General features: G+C 66.8%; 16 protein-coding genes and 1 pseudogene. 9 read left to right on the top strand and 8 right to left on the bottom strand.

Features of this window, described 5'->3' with window-relative positions; genetic code table 11:
- Nucleotides 1-33: 33 nt before the first annotated feature.
- A complete protein-coding gene (locus AC4EEV_RS10665; RefSeq protein ID WP_491328922.1) occupies nt 34-1,278 on the bottom strand; it encodes an MFS transporter in 1,245 nt (414 codons plus the stop codon).
- A 154-nt stretch (nt 1,279-1,432) separates the two neighbouring features.
- Here AC4EEV_RS10665 and AC4EEV_RS10660 point away from each other — a divergent pair, with 154 nt between their 5' ends.
- Together AC4EEV_RS10660 and AC4EEV_RS10655 are read left to right on the top strand one after the other, a co-directional pair.
- A complete protein-coding gene (locus tag AC4EEV_RS10660; protein ID WP_109044861.1) occupies nt 1,433-2,176 on the top strand; it encodes an IclR family transcriptional regulator in 744 nt (247 codons plus the stop codon).
- A gap of 112 nt (nt 2,177-2,288) precedes the next feature.
- The gene (locus AC4EEV_RS10655) at nt 2,289-3,476 is read left to right on the top strand and encodes a 4-hydroxybenzoate 3-monooxygenase (protein WP_109044789.1); all 1,188 of its coding nucleotides are present in this window, start codon (nt 2,289-2,291) and stop codon (nt 3,474-3,476) included.
- Between the two features lie 38 nt (nt 3,477-3,514).
- Here AC4EEV_RS10655 and AC4EEV_RS10650 read toward each other — a convergent pair whose 3' ends face one another.
- Nucleotides 3,515-4,054 (bottom strand): TetR/AcrR family transcriptional regulator, encoded by a 540-nt coding sequence (locus tag AC4EEV_RS10650; RefSeq protein ID WP_491328921.1) that lies wholly within the window; start codon nt 4,052-4,054, stop codon nt 3,515-3,517.
- 54 nt (nt 4,055-4,108) lie between these two features.
- On the opposite strand from AC4EEV_RS10650, the gene AC4EEV_RS10645 reads away from it, so the two are divergent.
- Nucleotides 4,109-5,149 (top strand): FAD-dependent monooxygenase, encoded by a 1,041-nt coding sequence (locus tag AC4EEV_RS10645; RefSeq protein ID WP_491328920.1) that lies wholly within the window; start codon nt 4,109-4,111, stop codon nt 5,147-5,149.
- On the opposite strand, the pseudogene AC4EEV_RS10640 reads toward AC4EEV_RS10645, so the two are convergent.
- Both AC4EEV_RS10640 and AC4EEV_RS10635 read right to left on the bottom strand, forming a co-directional pair.
- Nucleotides 5,124-5,279, bottom strand: a pseudogene (locus AC4EEV_RS10640) (acyl-CoA thioesterase); the annotation flags it as partial. The gene AC4EEV_RS10645 and the pseudogene AC4EEV_RS10640 overlap by 26 nt on opposite strands.
- Nucleotides 5,280-5,286: 7 nt before the next feature.
- Entirely contained in the window at nt 5,287-5,790 is a 504-nt protein-coding gene (locus AC4EEV_RS10635) for a GNAT family N-acetyltransferase (protein WP_109044787.1), read from the bottom strand.
- Nucleotides 5,791-5,945: 155 nt separating this feature from the next.
- On the opposite strand from AC4EEV_RS10635, the gene AC4EEV_RS10630 reads away from it, so the two are divergent.
- The 3 genes from AC4EEV_RS10630 (at nt 5,946) to AC4EEV_RS10620 (ending at nt 7,809) form a co-directional block, all read left to right on the top strand.
- Complete coding sequence (locus AC4EEV_RS10630; protein ID WP_018763702.1) at nt 5,946-6,461, top strand: MarR family winged helix-turn-helix transcriptional regulator; 516 nt, start codon at nt 5,946-5,948, stop codon at nt 6,459-6,461.
- Nucleotides 6,462-6,592: 131 nt separating this feature from the next.
- Nucleotides 6,593-6,880, top strand: a complete 288-nt coding sequence (locus AC4EEV_RS10625; RefSeq protein WP_491328919.1) for a hypothetical protein — start codon at nt 6,593-6,595, stop codon at nt 6,878-6,880.
- On the top strand, nt 6,877-7,809 hold the full coding sequence (locus AC4EEV_RS10620) for a serine/threonine-protein kinase (protein ID WP_018763700.1): 933 nt from the start codon (nt 6,877-6,879) through the stop codon (nt 7,807-7,809). The genes AC4EEV_RS10625 and AC4EEV_RS10620 overlap by 4 nt, the downstream gene beginning before the upstream one ends.
- On the opposite strand, the gene AC4EEV_RS10615 is transcribed toward AC4EEV_RS10620, so the two are convergent.
- Both AC4EEV_RS10615 and purB read right to left on the bottom strand, forming a co-directional pair.
- On the bottom strand, nt 7,806-8,483 hold the full coding sequence (locus tag AC4EEV_RS10615; protein ID WP_285319027.1) for a histidine phosphatase family protein: 678 nt from the start codon (nt 8,481-8,483) through the stop codon (nt 7,806-7,808). The genes AC4EEV_RS10620 and AC4EEV_RS10615 overlap by 4 nt on opposite strands.
- Before the next feature lie 142 nt (nt 8,484-8,625).
- Nucleotides 8,626-10,068, bottom strand: a complete 1,443-nt coding sequence (purB, locus tag AC4EEV_RS10610; protein WP_491328918.1) for an adenylosuccinate lyase — start codon at nt 10,066-10,068, stop codon at nt 8,626-8,628.
- 167 nt (nt 10,069-10,235) lie between these two features.
- Here purB and AC4EEV_RS10605 point away from each other — a divergent pair, with 167 nt between their 5' ends.
- Nucleotides 10,236-10,541: a hypothetical protein gene (locus AC4EEV_RS10605; protein ID WP_109864191.1), complete on the top strand. Its 306-nt coding sequence runs from the start codon at nt 10,236-10,238 to the stop codon at nt 10,539-10,541.
- The gene (locus AC4EEV_RS10600) at nt 10,538-11,911 is read left to right on the top strand and encodes a hypothetical protein (RefSeq protein ID WP_491328917.1); all 1,374 of its coding nucleotides are present in this window, start codon (nt 10,538-10,540) and stop codon (nt 11,909-11,911) included. Before AC4EEV_RS10605 ends, AC4EEV_RS10600 begins: the two co-directional genes overlap by 4 nt.
- Nucleotide 11,912: 1 nt before the next feature.
- On the opposite strand, the gene AC4EEV_RS10595 is transcribed toward AC4EEV_RS10600, so the two are convergent.
- The gene (locus AC4EEV_RS10595) at nt 11,913-12,812 is read right to left on the bottom strand and encodes a hypothetical protein (protein ID WP_491328916.1); all 900 of its coding nucleotides are present in this window, start codon (nt 12,810-12,812) and stop codon (nt 11,913-11,915) included.
- Nucleotides 12,813-13,007: 195 nt separating this feature from the next.
- Nucleotides 13,008-13,433 (bottom strand): phage holin family protein, encoded by a 426-nt coding sequence (locus AC4EEV_RS10590; protein ID WP_018763694.1) that lies wholly within the window; start codon nt 13,431-13,433, stop codon nt 13,008-13,010.
- Nucleotides 13,434-13,538: 105 nt separating this feature from the next.
- On the opposite strand from AC4EEV_RS10590, the gene AC4EEV_RS10585 reads away from it, so the two are divergent.
- Complete coding sequence (locus AC4EEV_RS10585) at nt 13,539-14,657, top strand: histidinol-phosphate transaminase (RefSeq protein ID WP_018763693.1); 1,119 nt, start codon at nt 13,539-13,541, stop codon at nt 14,655-14,657.
- Nucleotides 14,658-14,686: the final 29 nt, after the last annotated feature.

Genomic DNA, 14,686 nt, shown 5'->3' with positions numbered 1-14,686 from the left:
CCTGCACCAGGGGCAGGGGCGGACGGTGACGCGTTACGGACGTTCGGTGGCTGATGCTTCCGGGACCGCTTCTGCCCGGACCGCAGCGATGGCGTGCGGCACCGTCACCAGCGCCACCACGGCAATCGCGGCAGCAGCCGCAAAGACGTAGAAGCCCCAGGGATAGGCGATGTTGGCAGCCACCAGCGTGCCGGTGACGGCAGGGCCCATGATCGCGCCGAGCCGGCCCACGCCGGCGGCGAAGCCGAGGGCTGTAGCACGGAGGGTTGCCGGGAACAGCTGGCTGACCCATGCGTAAACCAGTACCTGTGCGCTGAAGACGAACACGCCGGTGACAAAGACTGCCGCGTTGAGCAGCAGTTCACTCTGGATCTTAACGCTCAGGACAGCCAGGAAAACCGCAGAGAGTCCGAACCACAGCAGCACCACACGCTTGGTGCCGTGCTTGTCGGCCAGGATCCCTGCGATCACCAGGCCCACCACGGCCCCCACGTTGAGGACCAGCAGGAGGACCAGGCCGGTGCTGACGGTGTACCCGGCGCCGGCCATCAGCTGCGGAAGCCAGGTGTTCAGGCCGTAGACCAGGAGCAACCCCATGAAGGACGCCGCGGCGATGGCCAGCGCCACCAGTGGGTAGGGCTTCCGTGCCAGGTCCCGGAAACCGGTGCGGGCTGCGGCCGGTTCGGTTCCTGCCTCAGCCGGGGGAAGGGTTTCGGGGAGCTTGAACCACAGGAAGGGTGCCAGTGCGAAGCCTGCGAGTCCGCCCACAATGAACATCATCCGCCAGTCCGGGATCAGCAGCAGGGCAAGGAAGGCCGTGGCCACAGCGCCGGCGTGGTAGCCGGTCATGGTCCGGGTGGTCGACTTTCCGGCGGTACCTGCCGGGGCGTAGTCGTTCATGTAGGCCAAGGCGGCCGGGAGGCAGGCGCCCAGTCCCAGCCCGGCAAGAAGCCGGAAGGCGCAGAACACCGCCACGTTGGGTGCGAACACCACGGCGATGGTGAAGATCGAAAACCACAGGACGCAGGCCACCAGGAGGCGGCGCCGGCCAAAGCGGTCGGACAGCGGGGCGATGAACAGGGCACCGGCGCCAACGCCCACCAGTGAGATTGTGGCGGCCAAGGTGGCGCCCACCGCGTCGAAGCCAAGGTCATGGGTCTTGATCAGTGTGGGAATGACGGTGCCCAAAACCACCAGGTCAAAACCGTCCAGAACCATGGCCAGCCAGCAAAGCCAGACCGGCCACGTGGAACGGTGCTGGGATGGCGCAAATGACATAGAAATACCTCGGTGTATCTTCCGGGAGTTTTGAGCGGCAGGCTGCTTTGCCGGTCGTAGGTGGGCGGCAGGCCCGCATCCCCAGTGAGGTTTGTATCACTATCGGGTGTAATCTGGGACAACTTTTCCCATTCAATGGAAGCAGGTGGTCACGCTGGCCAACTCCCCGTCCGGCGACTCCGTGGTGGACCGGATCGTGCGGCTGATCTCCGCGTTTCCCCAGGATGTCAATGCCCTCCAGTTGTCTGACCTTGCTGGCCGGGCAGGCCTTCCGCTGACCACCACCCACCGGCTGGTGGGCCAGCTGGCAGGTCACGGACTGCTGGAGACTGCTCCCGGCGGGATGGTGCGGCCTGGACTCCGGCTGTGGGAACTGGTGAATCGTGCCTCGCCGGCGCTGGCGCTCCGGCAGGCAGCCATGCCGTTCATGGAGGACATCCAGCAGGTGCTGAACCAAAACGTGAACCTGGCAGTGCTCGATGGCTGGGAGGCCCTCTTTGTGGAGCGCCTGTCACGGCGCGGCTCGGTGGCCAACCGGGCCCAGGTGGCGGGGAGGATGCCCATCCATATCTCGTCCGCCGGACTGGCACTGATGGCCCACCAGGACAAGGCCATGCAGCAGGAGTACCTGGGCCAGTTCACCGATCCCGAGGGAAGGCTGGCTGCGGCCGACGTGCGGGCGCTGCTGGCCGAGGCCGCCCATCAGGGCTTTGCGCAACTGAAAGGCGTAGTGGATGCGGGCACCTGGGGAATCGCGGTGCCCGTGCTGGACCGCCGGCAGCGGGCCGTAGCCTCACTGGGTGTCGTGGTGCCCCTGCAGGAGATGCGCCTGCAGGCACTGGTTCCGGCCCTGCAAACGGCTGCCCGGGGCATCGCCCGGCAACTTGCCGACGCCTGAGCCATTCAACGGAATTTCTGTAACGCCGGTCACCCGGCTTCCCCCACACTGATGGCAGACAAACGATCCGGTGCCGCCCGTGGCGGGACCCGCAGCGAAGCGAGACGCAGCCATGGCACGAAAAACCATCACCACCCAAGTGGCCATCATGGGAGGCGGTCCGGCAGGGCTGATGCTGTCCCATCTCCTGGCGAAGGCAGGCATCGAGTCAACGGTCATTGAGGTCCGCAGCCACGAGGAGATCGCCCACACCGTCCGCGCCGGAATCCTGGAGCACGGCACTGTGAATCTGCTGGTGGACAGCGGGGTTTCGGACCGTGTGCTGCGCGAGGGCGACCGGCACGATGGCATCGAACTGCGGTTCAACGGCGAGAGCCACCGCGTCGACTTCAAGGACCTCGTGGGCGAGTCCGTCTGGCTCTACCCGCAGACGGACGTCTTCCTCGACCTCGCCGCGCGGAGGAAGGACGACGGCGGCGACGTCCGCTTCAGCGTCACCGACACCTCCGTCCATGACCTGGAAGGCAGCCCGAAGGTCTGGTTTACCGACGCCGAAGGCGTTGAATTCGAGATCCAGGCGGATTTCCTGGTGGGTGCCGACGGCTCCCGCAGCCACTGCCGGTTCCAGATCCCGGAGGCCCACCGCAAGTGGTACTTCCACGAGTACCCGTTCGCATGGTTCGGCATCCTGGCCGAGGCTCCCCGCAGTTCCGACGAACTGATCTACGCCAACTCGGCCAACGGCTTCGCCCTGATCAGCCAGCGTACGGAGACGGTCCAGCGGATGTATTTCCAGTGTGATCCCAAGGAGAACGTGGCGGAGTGGGACGATGACCGGATCTGGGCCGAATTCCGGAGCCGCGTCAACGGGAACGGCTTCGAGCTCAAGGAGGGCCCGGTCATCGAGAAGATGGTCCTGCCGTTCCGCAGCTTCGTCCACACCCCCATGCGCCACGGCAACCTGTTCCTCGCCGGGGATGCCGCACACACTGTGCCGCCCACCGGAGCCAAGGGCCTGAACCTGGCCATCAACGACGTCAAGGTCCTCTTCGAGGGGCTGGACAGCCACTACAACTCCGGATCGGGACACCTGCTGGACACCTACAGCGACCGCGCCCTGGACCGGGTCTGGAAGGCGCAGCAGTTCTCGTACTGGATGACCACCATGCTGCACACCCCCGCGGACGCCGACGACTTCTCCCGGGCCCGCCAGCTTGGCGAACTGAATTCCGTGGTTTCATCGCGGCACGGCATGGCCTACCTTGCCGAGGCGTACACAGGCTGGCCCGGCGCGTCCTAGGGGCCAGGGAGGACGACGACGGACTGCCGGGCCCGCTTTTACGGGGCCAGCAGGCGGCGGATCGCCGCTGCGGTTGCGGCCACGTCGGGTTGCTGGTCCCGGCGGACGGTGAGCAGGTGGAGCAACAGGCCGTCGGCGTAGTCGGCGACGTCCTGCGCCCGCCTTGCTGCGCCCGCCACTCCCAAACCATCCAGGGCCTGCTCCAACCCGCCCACCAGCAGGTAGTGGCCGGCGGTCACCGCCTCGGGCCGGTCCAGCGACAGGGCCAGCCGCGCCCGCGTGAGGCCGGCGTGCTGCCGGGCCAGGGCGAGCACCATGGCGGCCAGCTGGTCCGCCAGTTCCGGAATGCCCGGCGGTGGTCCGGCGGGACCGGCCTCGCGCAGCAGTCCGGCATCAAGCTGCAGGAGGCGGTCCAGTGCGGCCTCGACGAGGGCTGCCCGGCTCCGGAAGTAGTTGGACGTGGTGCCTTCCGGGAGGCCGGCGGCGGCGTCGACGGCGCGGTGGGTCAGGCCTTTCATTCCCTTGTCCGCCACCACCCCCAGGGCGGCGTCCATCAGTTCCGTGCGGCGGTCAGGCATGCGCCCAGTGTAAGTGCCTCTTCCATGCCACTACAAAAGTAGTAAAATGCCTGCATGGAAGCGATCTCGATCGTGGGCGGCGGCATCGCGGGCCTGGCCCTGGCGGCCAGCCTGGACCCTTCACGCTTCGACGTGTCCATCTTCGAGAAGCGCCCCGAACTGCCCGCGGTGGGCACCGTGCTGGCCATGTGGCCCAATGCGCAGCGTGCGCTGGCGAGGGTGGGGGTCCTGGCCGGGGCGCGTGCGGTCAGCCCGGTGCTGGGAAACGGATCCATCCGCAATGCCGCAGGCAGGCCCTGGGTCACCGTCCGGGGCGGGGAGTTGTTCGGCATTTCCCGGGTGGACCTGTTGCGGCTGCTGGACGGGGCCGTGCCCGGAACCGTCCGCAGGGTAGCCGCCCATGTACGGCAACTGCCTCCGGTGGAGGGGCTGCTGGTGGGGGCCGACGGGGTGCACAGCGTTGTCCGCCACGAGGTGTGGGGTGCTGCAACGGATGCCAGGCTGACTTCCGCCCTTGCTGTCCGCGGCACCATTCCTTCCCCGGTAGAAGCCGGCGAGGTGGGGGAGTATTGGGGGCGGGGCGACCTGTTCGGCATTGCCGCCGCCCCGGGTGGAACCAACTGGTACGGGAGCTGGCGGTCAACGCTCGGCCCCACGGGAATCGGTGTGGAAGAGGCGCTCACGCAGGCGAGGCGGCGCTTTGCGGACCACGCACCCGCCATCCGGCAGGTGCTGGCCGCCGCGAGTCCGGAGCTTTCGTTGGCCCAAAGGATCTGGACTGTGCCCCCACTGCGCTCCTATGTACGGGGTGCTGCCGTGTTGGTGGGGGACGCGGCCCACGCCATGACGCCCAACCTCGGGCGGGGCGCCTGTGAATCGCTGGTGGATGCCGTGGTCCTGGCGGATCTGCTAAACAGCCTGCCGCGGGAAAAGGCGCTCGCCGCCTACGACCGGCAGCGCCGGCTGCGGACGCGCGCCCTTAGCCTAGGGTCCGCGGCGATGATGAAGGTGGCTCTGGCGGACGGTGCCCAACCCTTCCGGGACCGCCTGCTCAACCTCGCCGCCCGGCTCAGTCCTGCTGCAGCGTATCCGTGAGGCGGTGGGTGGGGATCCGGTTGCGGTCGTAGGTGGTCTCCGTGTAACCGTGCGGTGCGGGTTTGCCGGATGCGTTCAGGTTGACGGAGGCGATCTCCTCGATGGTGAGGACGGCTTGCATGGTGATCATGCCGGTCCTAGGCCATGGCCGTGTGGGCGGCGCTGCGGGCGTTGATGCTCTTGGCGTAGCAGTAAGAGTGCTGCACCCCGATATAGGGCCCAAAATTTGGAATCGCCTCAAAGCCGGAATTTTCGTAGAAATTCCTTCCGTCGGGCTGGGCCGAGCCGGCTTCCGCCTTGATGCGCGTGATGCCCTGCTTGAAGGCCTCTGCCTCCAGGGCCGCCAGGATGGAGCTGGCGACGCCCGAACCGCGCGTGTAGGGCAGGACGTAGAGCCTTTTGATCTCCGCCGTCGATCCGTCCAGGAGTCGCAGCCCGCCGCAGCCCACGGGCTGTCCCGAGCCCTTGTCATAGGCCACCAGGAAGACGGCGCAGTCGGCGCCCGACGGCGGCGGGCCGGGTTCGTGGTCCGGCCGGCCAAAGCGGGCGTCGAGTTCGGCCTGCTGGGCGCGGCGAAGATCAGCGCCCACGGGATTGGACCAGGGGACCTGCCTGATGTTCAGCCTGGGGTTTGTCTGCATATCTGCCTCGATTCGCCGGAGGGGTATGCCTGACAAGGCTAGGTGCCCGGGATTACGCGGGTGTTTCCTAACGGTAAGCACCTGGATAACGCCATTCCGCTGCGTATCCGTAAGTTGCTTGGCAGGCTAGTTATCAGTTGGTCTAAAATGATTCCATGGTTTCTACGGGCAATGAGGGCTCCGGCTACTGGTACGGGCCTGACGGGCAGCTGGACTATAGCGCAGCGGTTTTGAAGTCGCTCCGCGACTACCGGTCGGCGGAGACGGAAATCCGCCGTACCACCAGGGATTCCATGGGCATGGGCGAAACGGACATTCTCGCCCTGCGGTACCTATTGCGGGTGCAGGCGTCCGGCAAGCAGGCGGTGCCCAAGGACCTGAGCCAGTTCCTCAATATTACGAGCGCTTCCACGACGTCGCTGATCGACCGGCTGGTTGCCAGCGGCCATGTCCGGCGTGAACCGCACCCCACCGACCGGCGCTCTGTGGTGGTCATCGCCACCGGGGAATCGGATAAGGAAGTCCGCGAAACGCTGGGGGCCATGCATCGCCGAATGATGTCCGTGGCGGAAAGCCTCTCTGCCGAGGATGCGCGCATCGTGGTTGATTTCCTGCAGCGGATGACGGACGCCCTTGCTGCGCATGACGGGGAAGCAAAGAAGATTAGCTAGGCGGACTAGCTAGATCAACTAGTTATATGTAAGCTTACGATTGTTCCCCGAAGCTGCTTCCCAACGGAGTCGTGAGTGAGTTGGTTACTTTCACCGAAATTTCACCGCCTGATCCCTGCGATGATGCGGCAATGCTGACGAGTCCCCGCCTGGTGCGACCCTCCCTGGACGGCAATTCCGCGCCGCAGGGAAAGTCCGCGATCCACTGCGGTACTGCAATGCAGCTGGTCACTCCCGCTGTGGGCTCCGAGGGCGCCAGCTACACGTTCGCGCCGGCTGACAGCAACAGCATTGAACTTCCGCCCGTGTGGCGCTGCGGCTGCGGGTTCCAGCTCGATGCGTGGCCTGCGGGCGGTGACCGCAAACGTTCAGCGGGCGCCTCCCGCCAGGAATCCTCCTCAGCTGTCCTGCCGGCATGACCGCCGTCGGGACGGTGCTGCCCGCGGCAGTGCAGCAGCCCCCCAATCCGGCCGCGGGCGTCGTGTTGGCCGGGCGGTACCGGCTTGGCGAAAGGCTGGGTCGCGGATCCGCTGCCGAGGTGTTCCGGGCCGTTGACCTGGAAGGCGGCCCCGATGCCGCCGTCAAGATTGCCACAGCAGGACACCGGAAGCACCAGCAGCGGATCCACAATGAGGCGGCGGTCCTGGCCGGGCTGGACCACCCCTCCATCGTGAGGTTTATTGCCGGAGGCGTCATGCCTGCAGGTAGTCCTTCCGCCGGGCATGCCTTCCTGATCGAAGAACTGGCGCTCGGGACAAGCCTCGCGGAGGCCATCCGGATGCGGAGCATGCCCCAGGCAGATATTGCCGTGTGGGCGCGCGGTCTCTTCGGTGCGCTGGCGCACCTTCATTCCAGGGGACTGGTGCACCGCGACATCAAACCGGCCAACCTGATGTTGAGCGGCCTGCGGAGGAGTCCGGTGCGGATTATCGATTTCGGGATTGCCGCGCCTGCGGGTTCTGCCCCCGAACCGGGCATCTCCTCCGGGACTGTGCATTACATGAGTCCGGAGCAGGCTTCCGGCCACGTAGCGGACCCGTCGTGGGATGTTTATGCCCTGGGCCTGGTCCTCCTGGAACTCCTCACCGGGACCAAGGCGTTCCCAGGGACGGCAATCGAGTCCCTCGTGGCCCGGACCCTGAGGTCCCCGAAGGTCCCGGACCACCTGGGCGACTGGGGCGTCCTGTTGCGCGCACTGACTGCGATGGACGCCACGCAGAGGCCGGCGGCGGCGGACGCAGCCGCAATGGCAGCCCGGCTTGTCCCCGCGGTTCCGCGGGGCAGCCAGGGCAGTCCGTGCAGGACGCGGCGGATCTTCCCCGGCCGCCGGCACCGGCAGCAGCTCTAGGGAGCCGTGACGTCCCGGCCGGTCGGATCTTCTGCCGTCGGGTCGGCCAAGGCAAGGCCGCCTACGGGGCTGCCATCCCAGTGGATCAGGTTCCACCCGCCATCCAGGCTCCCCTCGACCGCCACGATTCCGGTGTTTGCCAGGATGTGCCGGGCCGCAAACTCGTGTCCTGCACCCCGGGCCCGCAGCCCCGTCCACGTACGGATCGCGGCGCCGTGGCTGACGACGGCCGCCGTGCCGTGCCGGTCCCGCACCGCCCGCTCCACCACGTTCGCGATGGCAGCGTCGAAGCGGTCGAAGAAGGCATGGCCGTCGGGTCCCGCCGGCATGCGCTGGTCCAGGTTCCCGGCGGCCCAGGAGATAACGGTCCCCATGTAGCGCTTGTGCGATTCGTGGTCCGTGAGCTTCTCCAGGGAGCCTGCCTCGATTTCATGCAGGCCGTCCAGGACTTCAATGTCCAGGGAATGCAGCCGGGCCAGCGGGGCCGCGGTGATCTGCGTCCGGATCAGCGTGGAGGCGTAGAGCGCCCCGATCCGCTCGTTGGCCAGGGCCCGTGCCATGGCCTCGGCCTGGCGTTCACCCAGTTCGGTCAATCCAGGACCGGGGTGGTCGGTGTCCAGTTGGCCCAGGACGTTGCCGGGGGTCTCGCCGTGTCGGATCAGGAGCAGCCTCATGATTCCAGTTTCCCACCCGATCGGACACCGGCTCTCACCTGCGCCGCAGCGGCAGGCCGGCACGCGGGCCGGGATTCACGGACGGCGCCGGACCCTCCCGGGCCCGGCGCCGCCGTCGTGCGTTCCTGCCCTGCTGTGGGCTTTACTTCAGGTGGTCCACCAGCTGGTCCGCAATGCCGGTGTACTTGCCGGGCGTGAGGTCCAGGAGCCGGGCCTCGGCCTCGGGGGACAAGCCCAGGCCCTGCACGAATTCCCGCATGCGGGCGGCGTCCACGCGGTGGCCGCGCGTGAGGTCCTTCAGCCGTTCGTACGGGTTCTCCATGCCTTCGACGCCGGCGATCGCCTCTGCGCGCATGACCATCTGGATGGCCTCTCCCAGGACTTCCCAGTTGGTGTCCAGGTCGCCTGCCAGCACGTCCGCGGCCACGTCCAGGCGCTCCAGGCCCTTGGCAACGTTCGAGATGGCAAGCAGGGAGTGGCCGAAAGCGACGCCGATGTTGCGCTGGCTGGAGGAGTCGGTGAGGTCGCGCTGCCAGCGGGAGGTGACCAGGGTGGAACCCAGGACGTCCAGCAGGCCGGAGGAGATCTCCAGGTTGGCTTCAGCGTTTTCGAACCGGATGGGGTTGACCTTGTGCGGCATGGTGGAGGAGCCCGTGGCGCCGGCGACGGGGATCTGCGCGAAGTAGCCGATGGAGATGTAGCTCCAGATGTCGGTGCAGACATTGTGCAGGATCCGGTTGAAGCGGGCGACGTCGGCGTACAGCTCGGCCTGCCAGTCGTGGCTTTCGATCTGGGTGGTCAGCGGGTTCCAGGTGAGGCCCAACCCCTCAACGAAGGACTTGGACACCTGCTGCCAGTCAGCACCCGGGACGGAGGCCACATGGGCGGCGTAGGTGCCGGTGGCGCCATTGATCTTGCCCAGGTATTCGGTCCTGGCAATCCGGTCCAGCTGGCGGGTCAGGCGGTGCGCGATGACAGCCAGTTCCTTGCCCAGGGTGGTGGGGGTGGCCGGCTGGCCGTGCGTGCGGGACAGCATGGGAACCGCGCGGTTCTCCTCCGCCATGGTGCTGATTTGCGCCACGAGCTTGCGGGCAGCGGGGAGCCACACGTCCTCCACGGCACCCTTCACGCCGAGGGCATAGGACAGGTTGTTGATGTCCTCGGACGTGCAGCCGAAGTGGACCATGGCGGTCAGGTTTTCGATGCCGATGGCGGGCAGGCGGCGCCCGATGTAGTACTCCACAGCCTTCACGTCGTGGACCGTAACGGCCTCGATCTCTGCGAGTTCGGCCACCGAGGCGGCGTCGAACTCCGTGACGACGGCGCGGAGCTGCTCCTGCTGTTCCGTGCTCAGCGGGCCGGCGCCGGGAAGGACGTTGTTGCTGGTCAGGTGGATGAGCCACTCCACTTCAACGGCCACGCGGTCCCGGTTCAGTGCTGCCTCTGACAAGTAATCGACCAGGGGCGCGACGGCGGGCTGGTAGCGGCCGTCGAGGGGTCCGAGCGCGATTTTTTCCGGCGACGCGGCGAGGGCCAGGCGTCCTGAGGGCGTACGGGTGTCAGCTGTGGCGGCAGTTTCAGGCATGCGTTGATTCTTTCACGAAGTCGGGCGGCGCCTTAAGCGGGCAGCTCACGTTACTTGTCCACATAGCCGACGGCGGCCCTTATGCGCGGCGGCCGGTGTTCCTAGCGTTGGGATGGCAGGTGGTGGGGCGGGGCGTGATGAGCCCGGAAGGCAGGGTAGGAGAGGGCATGGGGAACGATGTGACGGAGGGGATTTGGGGCAGTGCGCAGCGCACCGGCGGCGAGCTCCAGCAACTGACAGGCCGGATCGCGGGCTGTGAGGGCCGGGTGGAACAGGTCTTGGCAGGTATCCGCGACACCCAGCTGCTCACCTGGGAGTCGCCGGCGGGCCGCGCCTACCGGGATGCGCTTTCAGTGCAGGCTGCCGCGTTGCGTTCGGCAGTCAGGTGGCTGGAGGATGCCAGGCAAGCGGTGGGCCGCCGTGCGGGCGAGCAGGTTCCCCTGCTCCCCACCGGTTCGGGGTGGCCGGGATGACTACAGACTTTCCGCCCGGCTCCGAGGGCATCAGGCTGTCCCGCTCCTCGAGGGACGGGGACCTGACGGTGCGCGGCGGGGTCGGCGGCATCAGCGTTCAGCTCGAGGAACTGACAAGCGGCGCACGCAGGATTGATGACCTTGCCGGAGATCTCCTGGACGCGGAGGTGGAGATGGGGCGTGTCCTGGACGACCTCTGCATGCTCGACCATCAGCCCCCGTGGTCAGATGCGCCGCACGTGGGGGCTGTGCGGGAAGGCCACTTCCGGCTTCGCACTGTGCGCAGCGGGATGCAGGAACTTGCCGCCCATGTTCGGGCCTGCGTGCGTGACTACGCTGACGCCGAGCACTGGGCCGCAGCGGGCCGGCGGATTGGTATCAACTGGTCCAGCGACGCCGGACCTTCCCTCGAACTCATGACCCAAGCCCGCGCGGTGGACCGTTCCGCGATGGAATCGATCATCGTGGGCCTGGGACTTGGGGCGCCGGAAATGCAAAAGGGCATCGACAATGCTCCCCATGCCAGGGACCTGGTCCTGAAGCTCTTTGCCGGGAACGCGGTTCCACGGGCCATCTCTGTTCGGCAGGAGGAATCAGTGCGTGTTGACCTTGATACCTCACCGGCCGGTCTCCTGGAACAGATCCGCCTCATCGATGCCCGCGGGGCCGGTTTTATCGAGGTCATCCAGGTCGATAACGGCGGTCAAAAGACGTTCGTCGTCGTGATTCCGGGTACCCAGTCCGCCGGAAAGTACGCCGGCGGTTCAAACCCTTTCGATGAGGCCGGCATCGCCGAGGGAATGCTCTATGACTCCGAGCAGATCAACGCTGCCGTGCTCCAGGCACTGGCCGCCGCCGGGGCCGACCCAGGAGCACCCGTGGTGGCGGTGGGATACAGCCAGGGTGGCATCCACGCCATGAACTTTGCCTCCGACCCGCGGGTTGGGCAGGAATACGACGTGAGGTATGTGCTGACGGCAGGGTCGCCGGTGGCGGGGATCAGCGTTGACGAAAAGATTTCGGCCCTGCACCTGGAGCACCAGGCCGATTGGGTTCCGGGCGCGGACGGTGCGGCGAACCCCGAAACCCGCAATCGTGTCACCGTCTCCCTCGACACCCCGCTCCGTGAGGTGCAGGGCGAGGGCGCCCTCGGGCTGGGCCACGGCTTGGCCGGCTACCAGGAAGGTGCGCGGCTGGTCTCGGCAAGCAGCGATCCCTCACTCGTCAGGTCCACCGCAGCTTTGGACGGCGTCTTGGGAGCAGGCGGGGTTGCCACTGCCACGCGGTTTTCCTTGACCCGGGCAAAAGCGCCATCATCCCTGGTTCCCCCTGATGCCCGCGCCAGAGAGCGACACCTCGGCGGCCGCTGAATCACGCGATCTGGGCGGCATGCATCGCGGCGTAGGCATCAAGCGGGGCCGGGTCCGGCGGCGGGACCGACAGCGGAGCCGCGGGGGCGGGGGCCGCGCCGGGGCACCGGTAGTTGTAGTCGAGGTCCCCGTCAGTGAACTGCGTGAGGGCAACCATGCCGCCTGGCGTGAGGGGTGCTTCCCCGCACAGCTCCCGCGCCGTGGAGGTGGATTCCGCACCCGCCAGCCAGCTCTTGAGCCCGGAGAGGTTGCTTCCCGGATTGATGGCGCCGACGATTTCGCCGAATTGATATGCCGTGGAGTAGATCCCCACCTCTGCCCCCGCGCTTTGCAGGTACGCCGCCATGCCTTCCAGTTCGGCGGCGTTGGCGGCCTTGTCCCAGAGCCAGCTGTTTCCGGTTTCAACGTCCAGCCACCACGTACGCCGCTCCCCGCCGCCCGCTTCCTTCAGGATCGCCACGTCATTGAGGGCCATGGCGTACCCGTGGACATAGGCGCAGGCCGGCGATGCCGAGCCGTCGCACACTCCGTAGGGGTTCCCGACGTCCTTGCCCTGGTACGTGTTGCCCGCCGGCCACCACAAGGGTTCCACCGGCCCGGTGGCGGCGGTGTTCACGTACACCGCCGCCGGAGTTCCTGCGGTGGCATCGGAGGTGCGCTCCGCCCAGGCCAATTGGGCGGACAGGCAGGGATTGACCGTGTCCGGACGCCCGCCGTTGACCCCCACGATCGCAAAGGCCGGCGGTCCGGGAAGGTCGCCGCCGCATTGCGGCCAGGAGATGTCGTTGCCGAGCGCGGCTCCGTCGGCAGGGGCGGCCCCTGCTGTGACTGCCCCTTGTGCCGGGCCCGCCTGCCAGGCGAACAGCAGGCAGGCGGCAACCATGATTCTTATGGCCCTCACTGATGGCCCCCGTTCCAGTAACTGACAGCAACGGGCCGCACGGCGGCCCAACTGGCAGCAGCCTAGGAGGCCGGGTCCCGCGGGTCATGGGTGGCCGGTACTGCAATTTCAGAGCGGTTCAGAGGACGCGCACCTGCCGAGTACTTGGTTCGGGGCGTATTCCTACTTGGGCGGGAAGGTCCCGGACGGCCGGAATCAGCGCCGGCGGCCCGGCAGGATGCCCGCCACCATGGAGACCAGGGAGATGATGATGGCGGCCAGCACCGCGGTCCAGAAGAAGGAATCAATGGTGAGGTGTACGGGGGTGTAACTGCTGATCCATGCGGTCAGGTAGAGCATGGCGGCGTTGATGACGATGGCGAACAGGCCAAGCGTCAGGATGGTGATGGGCAGGGCCAGGAGCCTTACCAATGGCCGCACGAAGGCGTTGACCACCCCGAAGATGAGGCCGATGAAGAGATAGGCCAGGACAATCCCGATGGTGCCGGTATCCTGCGATATCCCGGACCGTGCCACCGCATCGGACGTCGCGGTGCTTGAGATGTCCATTCCCGGCAGTATCCAACTGGCCACCCAGAGGGCTGCTGCGTTGACGATGACGCGAAGGATGAAGGAACCCATGTCACCATGCTTCCACATGGTCAGGGGCGCCGGCTTGCAGCGCGGGCGTGGATTTCCGGGTTTGCCTCCCGGGTGCCCCCGGCAGCCGCGAAGTAGGCTGGAACCATGACCTCATCTGAGACCAGGGAAGGCGGAATAGCGCCGCGCCCGGTGCTGGACCGACTGCCCCGTTATGCCGCAGGAAAACCGCCCGCCGCCGTCAGCGGACTGGCCAGCTATAAGTTGTCATCAAACGAGAACCCGCTGCCGCCGATTCCTGCGGTGCTGGAGGCCATTGCCCGGCAGGATGACTTCAACCGGTATCCGGATCCCCTGAGCAGCAAGCTGAGGGCAGCACTTGCCAAATTCCTTGGCGTACCGGCCGAGGACATCGTGACCGGCGCGGGAAGCCTGGGGGCCCTGGGCCAGATCCTTGCGGCCTTTGCCGGTCAGAATGAGGACGGCAAGGCCGACGAGGTGATCTATGCGTGGCGGTCTTTCGAGGCCTACCCCATCAGCGTCGGCCTTGCAGGTGCGGAAAGTGTGCGCATCCCCGTGCTGCCGGACGGCCGGCATGACCTGGACGCCATGGCCGCTGCAGTCACAGCCCGCACCAGGGTCATCATCCTCTGCACGCCCAACAATCCCACCGGGCCCGCCCTCACGGCGGCCGAGACTGAGGCCTTCATCCGGTCCGTTCCCGCCGATGTGGTGGTGGTGATCGACGAGGCCTACCAGGAGTTCGTCAGGGCGGCAGGCGCCGTCGACGGGATCGACCTCTACCGCAAATACCCCAATGTCGTCGTGCTCCGGACGTTCTCCAAGGCCCATGGCCTGGCAGGACTCCGGGTCGGCTACAGCGTGTCCCGTCCCCAGCTGACCCAGTACCTTCGCATCGCAGCAACGCCCTTTGCGGTGTCCCAAATTGCGGAGCGTGCGGCCATTGTTTCACTCGAGAACTATGGCCAGGTTGTGGAAAGGGTACAAAAGCTCGTCGACGAGAGGGAGCGTGTCACCGCTGGCCTGCGGGATCTGGGCTGGGATATTCCCGATGCGCAGGGCAACTTCGTATGGCTGGCCCTCGGCGCCGAAAGTGCTGCGTTTGCGGAGCTGGCAGGCTCGCGTGCCCTCTCCGTGCGGGCGTTTCCCGGCGAAGGTGTAAGGGTAAGTATCGGGGAGGCTGAAGCCAACACGCGTTTCCTCCAGTTGTGTGCCGACTATACAAAGGCACCGGCCAGTTCCTAGCACTTAACAAGTAGCCCTTCCGCTACCTA

This window comes from Pseudarthrobacter sp. MOO14 (assembly GCF_058267675.1).
This window is presented reverse-complemented; position numbering and strand designations above follow the sequence as displayed.

Coding starts and splice junctions, on each gene's coding strand:
- AC4EEV_RS10585 (WP_018763693.1), top strand. CDS start 13,539: ATGACCTCATCTGAGACCAGGGAAGGCGGAATAGCGCCGCGCCCGGTG.
- AC4EEV_RS10605 (WP_109864191.1), top strand. CDS start 10,236: ATGGGGAACGATGTGACGGAGGGGATTTGGGGCAGTGCGCAGCGCACC.
- AC4EEV_RS10630 (WP_018763702.1), top strand. CDS start 5,946: ATGGTTTCTACGGGCAATGAGGGCTCCGGCTACTGGTACGGGCCTGAC.
- AC4EEV_RS10635 (WP_109044787.1), bottom strand. CDS start 5,790: ATGCAGACAAACCCCAGGCTGAACATCAGGCAGGTCCCCTGGTCCAAT.
- AC4EEV_RS10590 (WP_018763694.1), bottom strand. CDS start 13,433: ATGGGTTCCTTCATCCTTCGCGTCATCGTCAACGCAGCAGCCCTCTGG.
- AC4EEV_RS10650 (WP_491328921.1), bottom strand. CDS start 4,054: ATGCCTGACCGCCGCACGGAACTGATGGACGCCGCCCTGGGGGTGGTG.
- AC4EEV_RS10625 (WP_491328919.1), top strand. CDS start 6,593: ATGCTGACGAGTCCCCGCCTGGTGCGACCCTCCCTGGACGGCAATTCC.
- AC4EEV_RS10620 (WP_018763700.1), top strand. CDS start 6,877: ATGACCGCCGTCGGGACGGTGCTGCCCGCGGCAGTGCAGCAGCCCCCC.
- AC4EEV_RS10600 (WP_491328917.1), top strand. CDS start 10,538: ATGACTACAGACTTTCCGCCCGGCTCCGAGGGCATCAGGCTGTCCCGC.
- purB (WP_491328918.1), bottom strand. CDS start 10,068: ATGCCTGAAACTGCCGCCACAGCTGACACCCGTACGCCCTCAGGACGC.
- AC4EEV_RS10615 (WP_285319027.1), bottom strand. CDS start 8,483: ATGAGGCTGCTCCTGATCCGACACGGCGAGACCCCCGGCAACGTCCTG.
- AC4EEV_RS10645 (WP_491328920.1), top strand. CDS start 4,109: ATGGAAGCGATCTCGATCGTGGGCGGCGGCATCGCGGGCCTGGCCCTG.
- AC4EEV_RS10655 (WP_109044789.1), top strand. CDS start 2,289: ATGGCACGAAAAACCATCACCACCCAAGTGGCCATCATGGGAGGCGGT.
- AC4EEV_RS10665 (WP_491328922.1), bottom strand. CDS start 1,278: ATGTCATTTGCGCCATCCCAGCACCGTTCCACGTGGCCGGTCTGGCTT.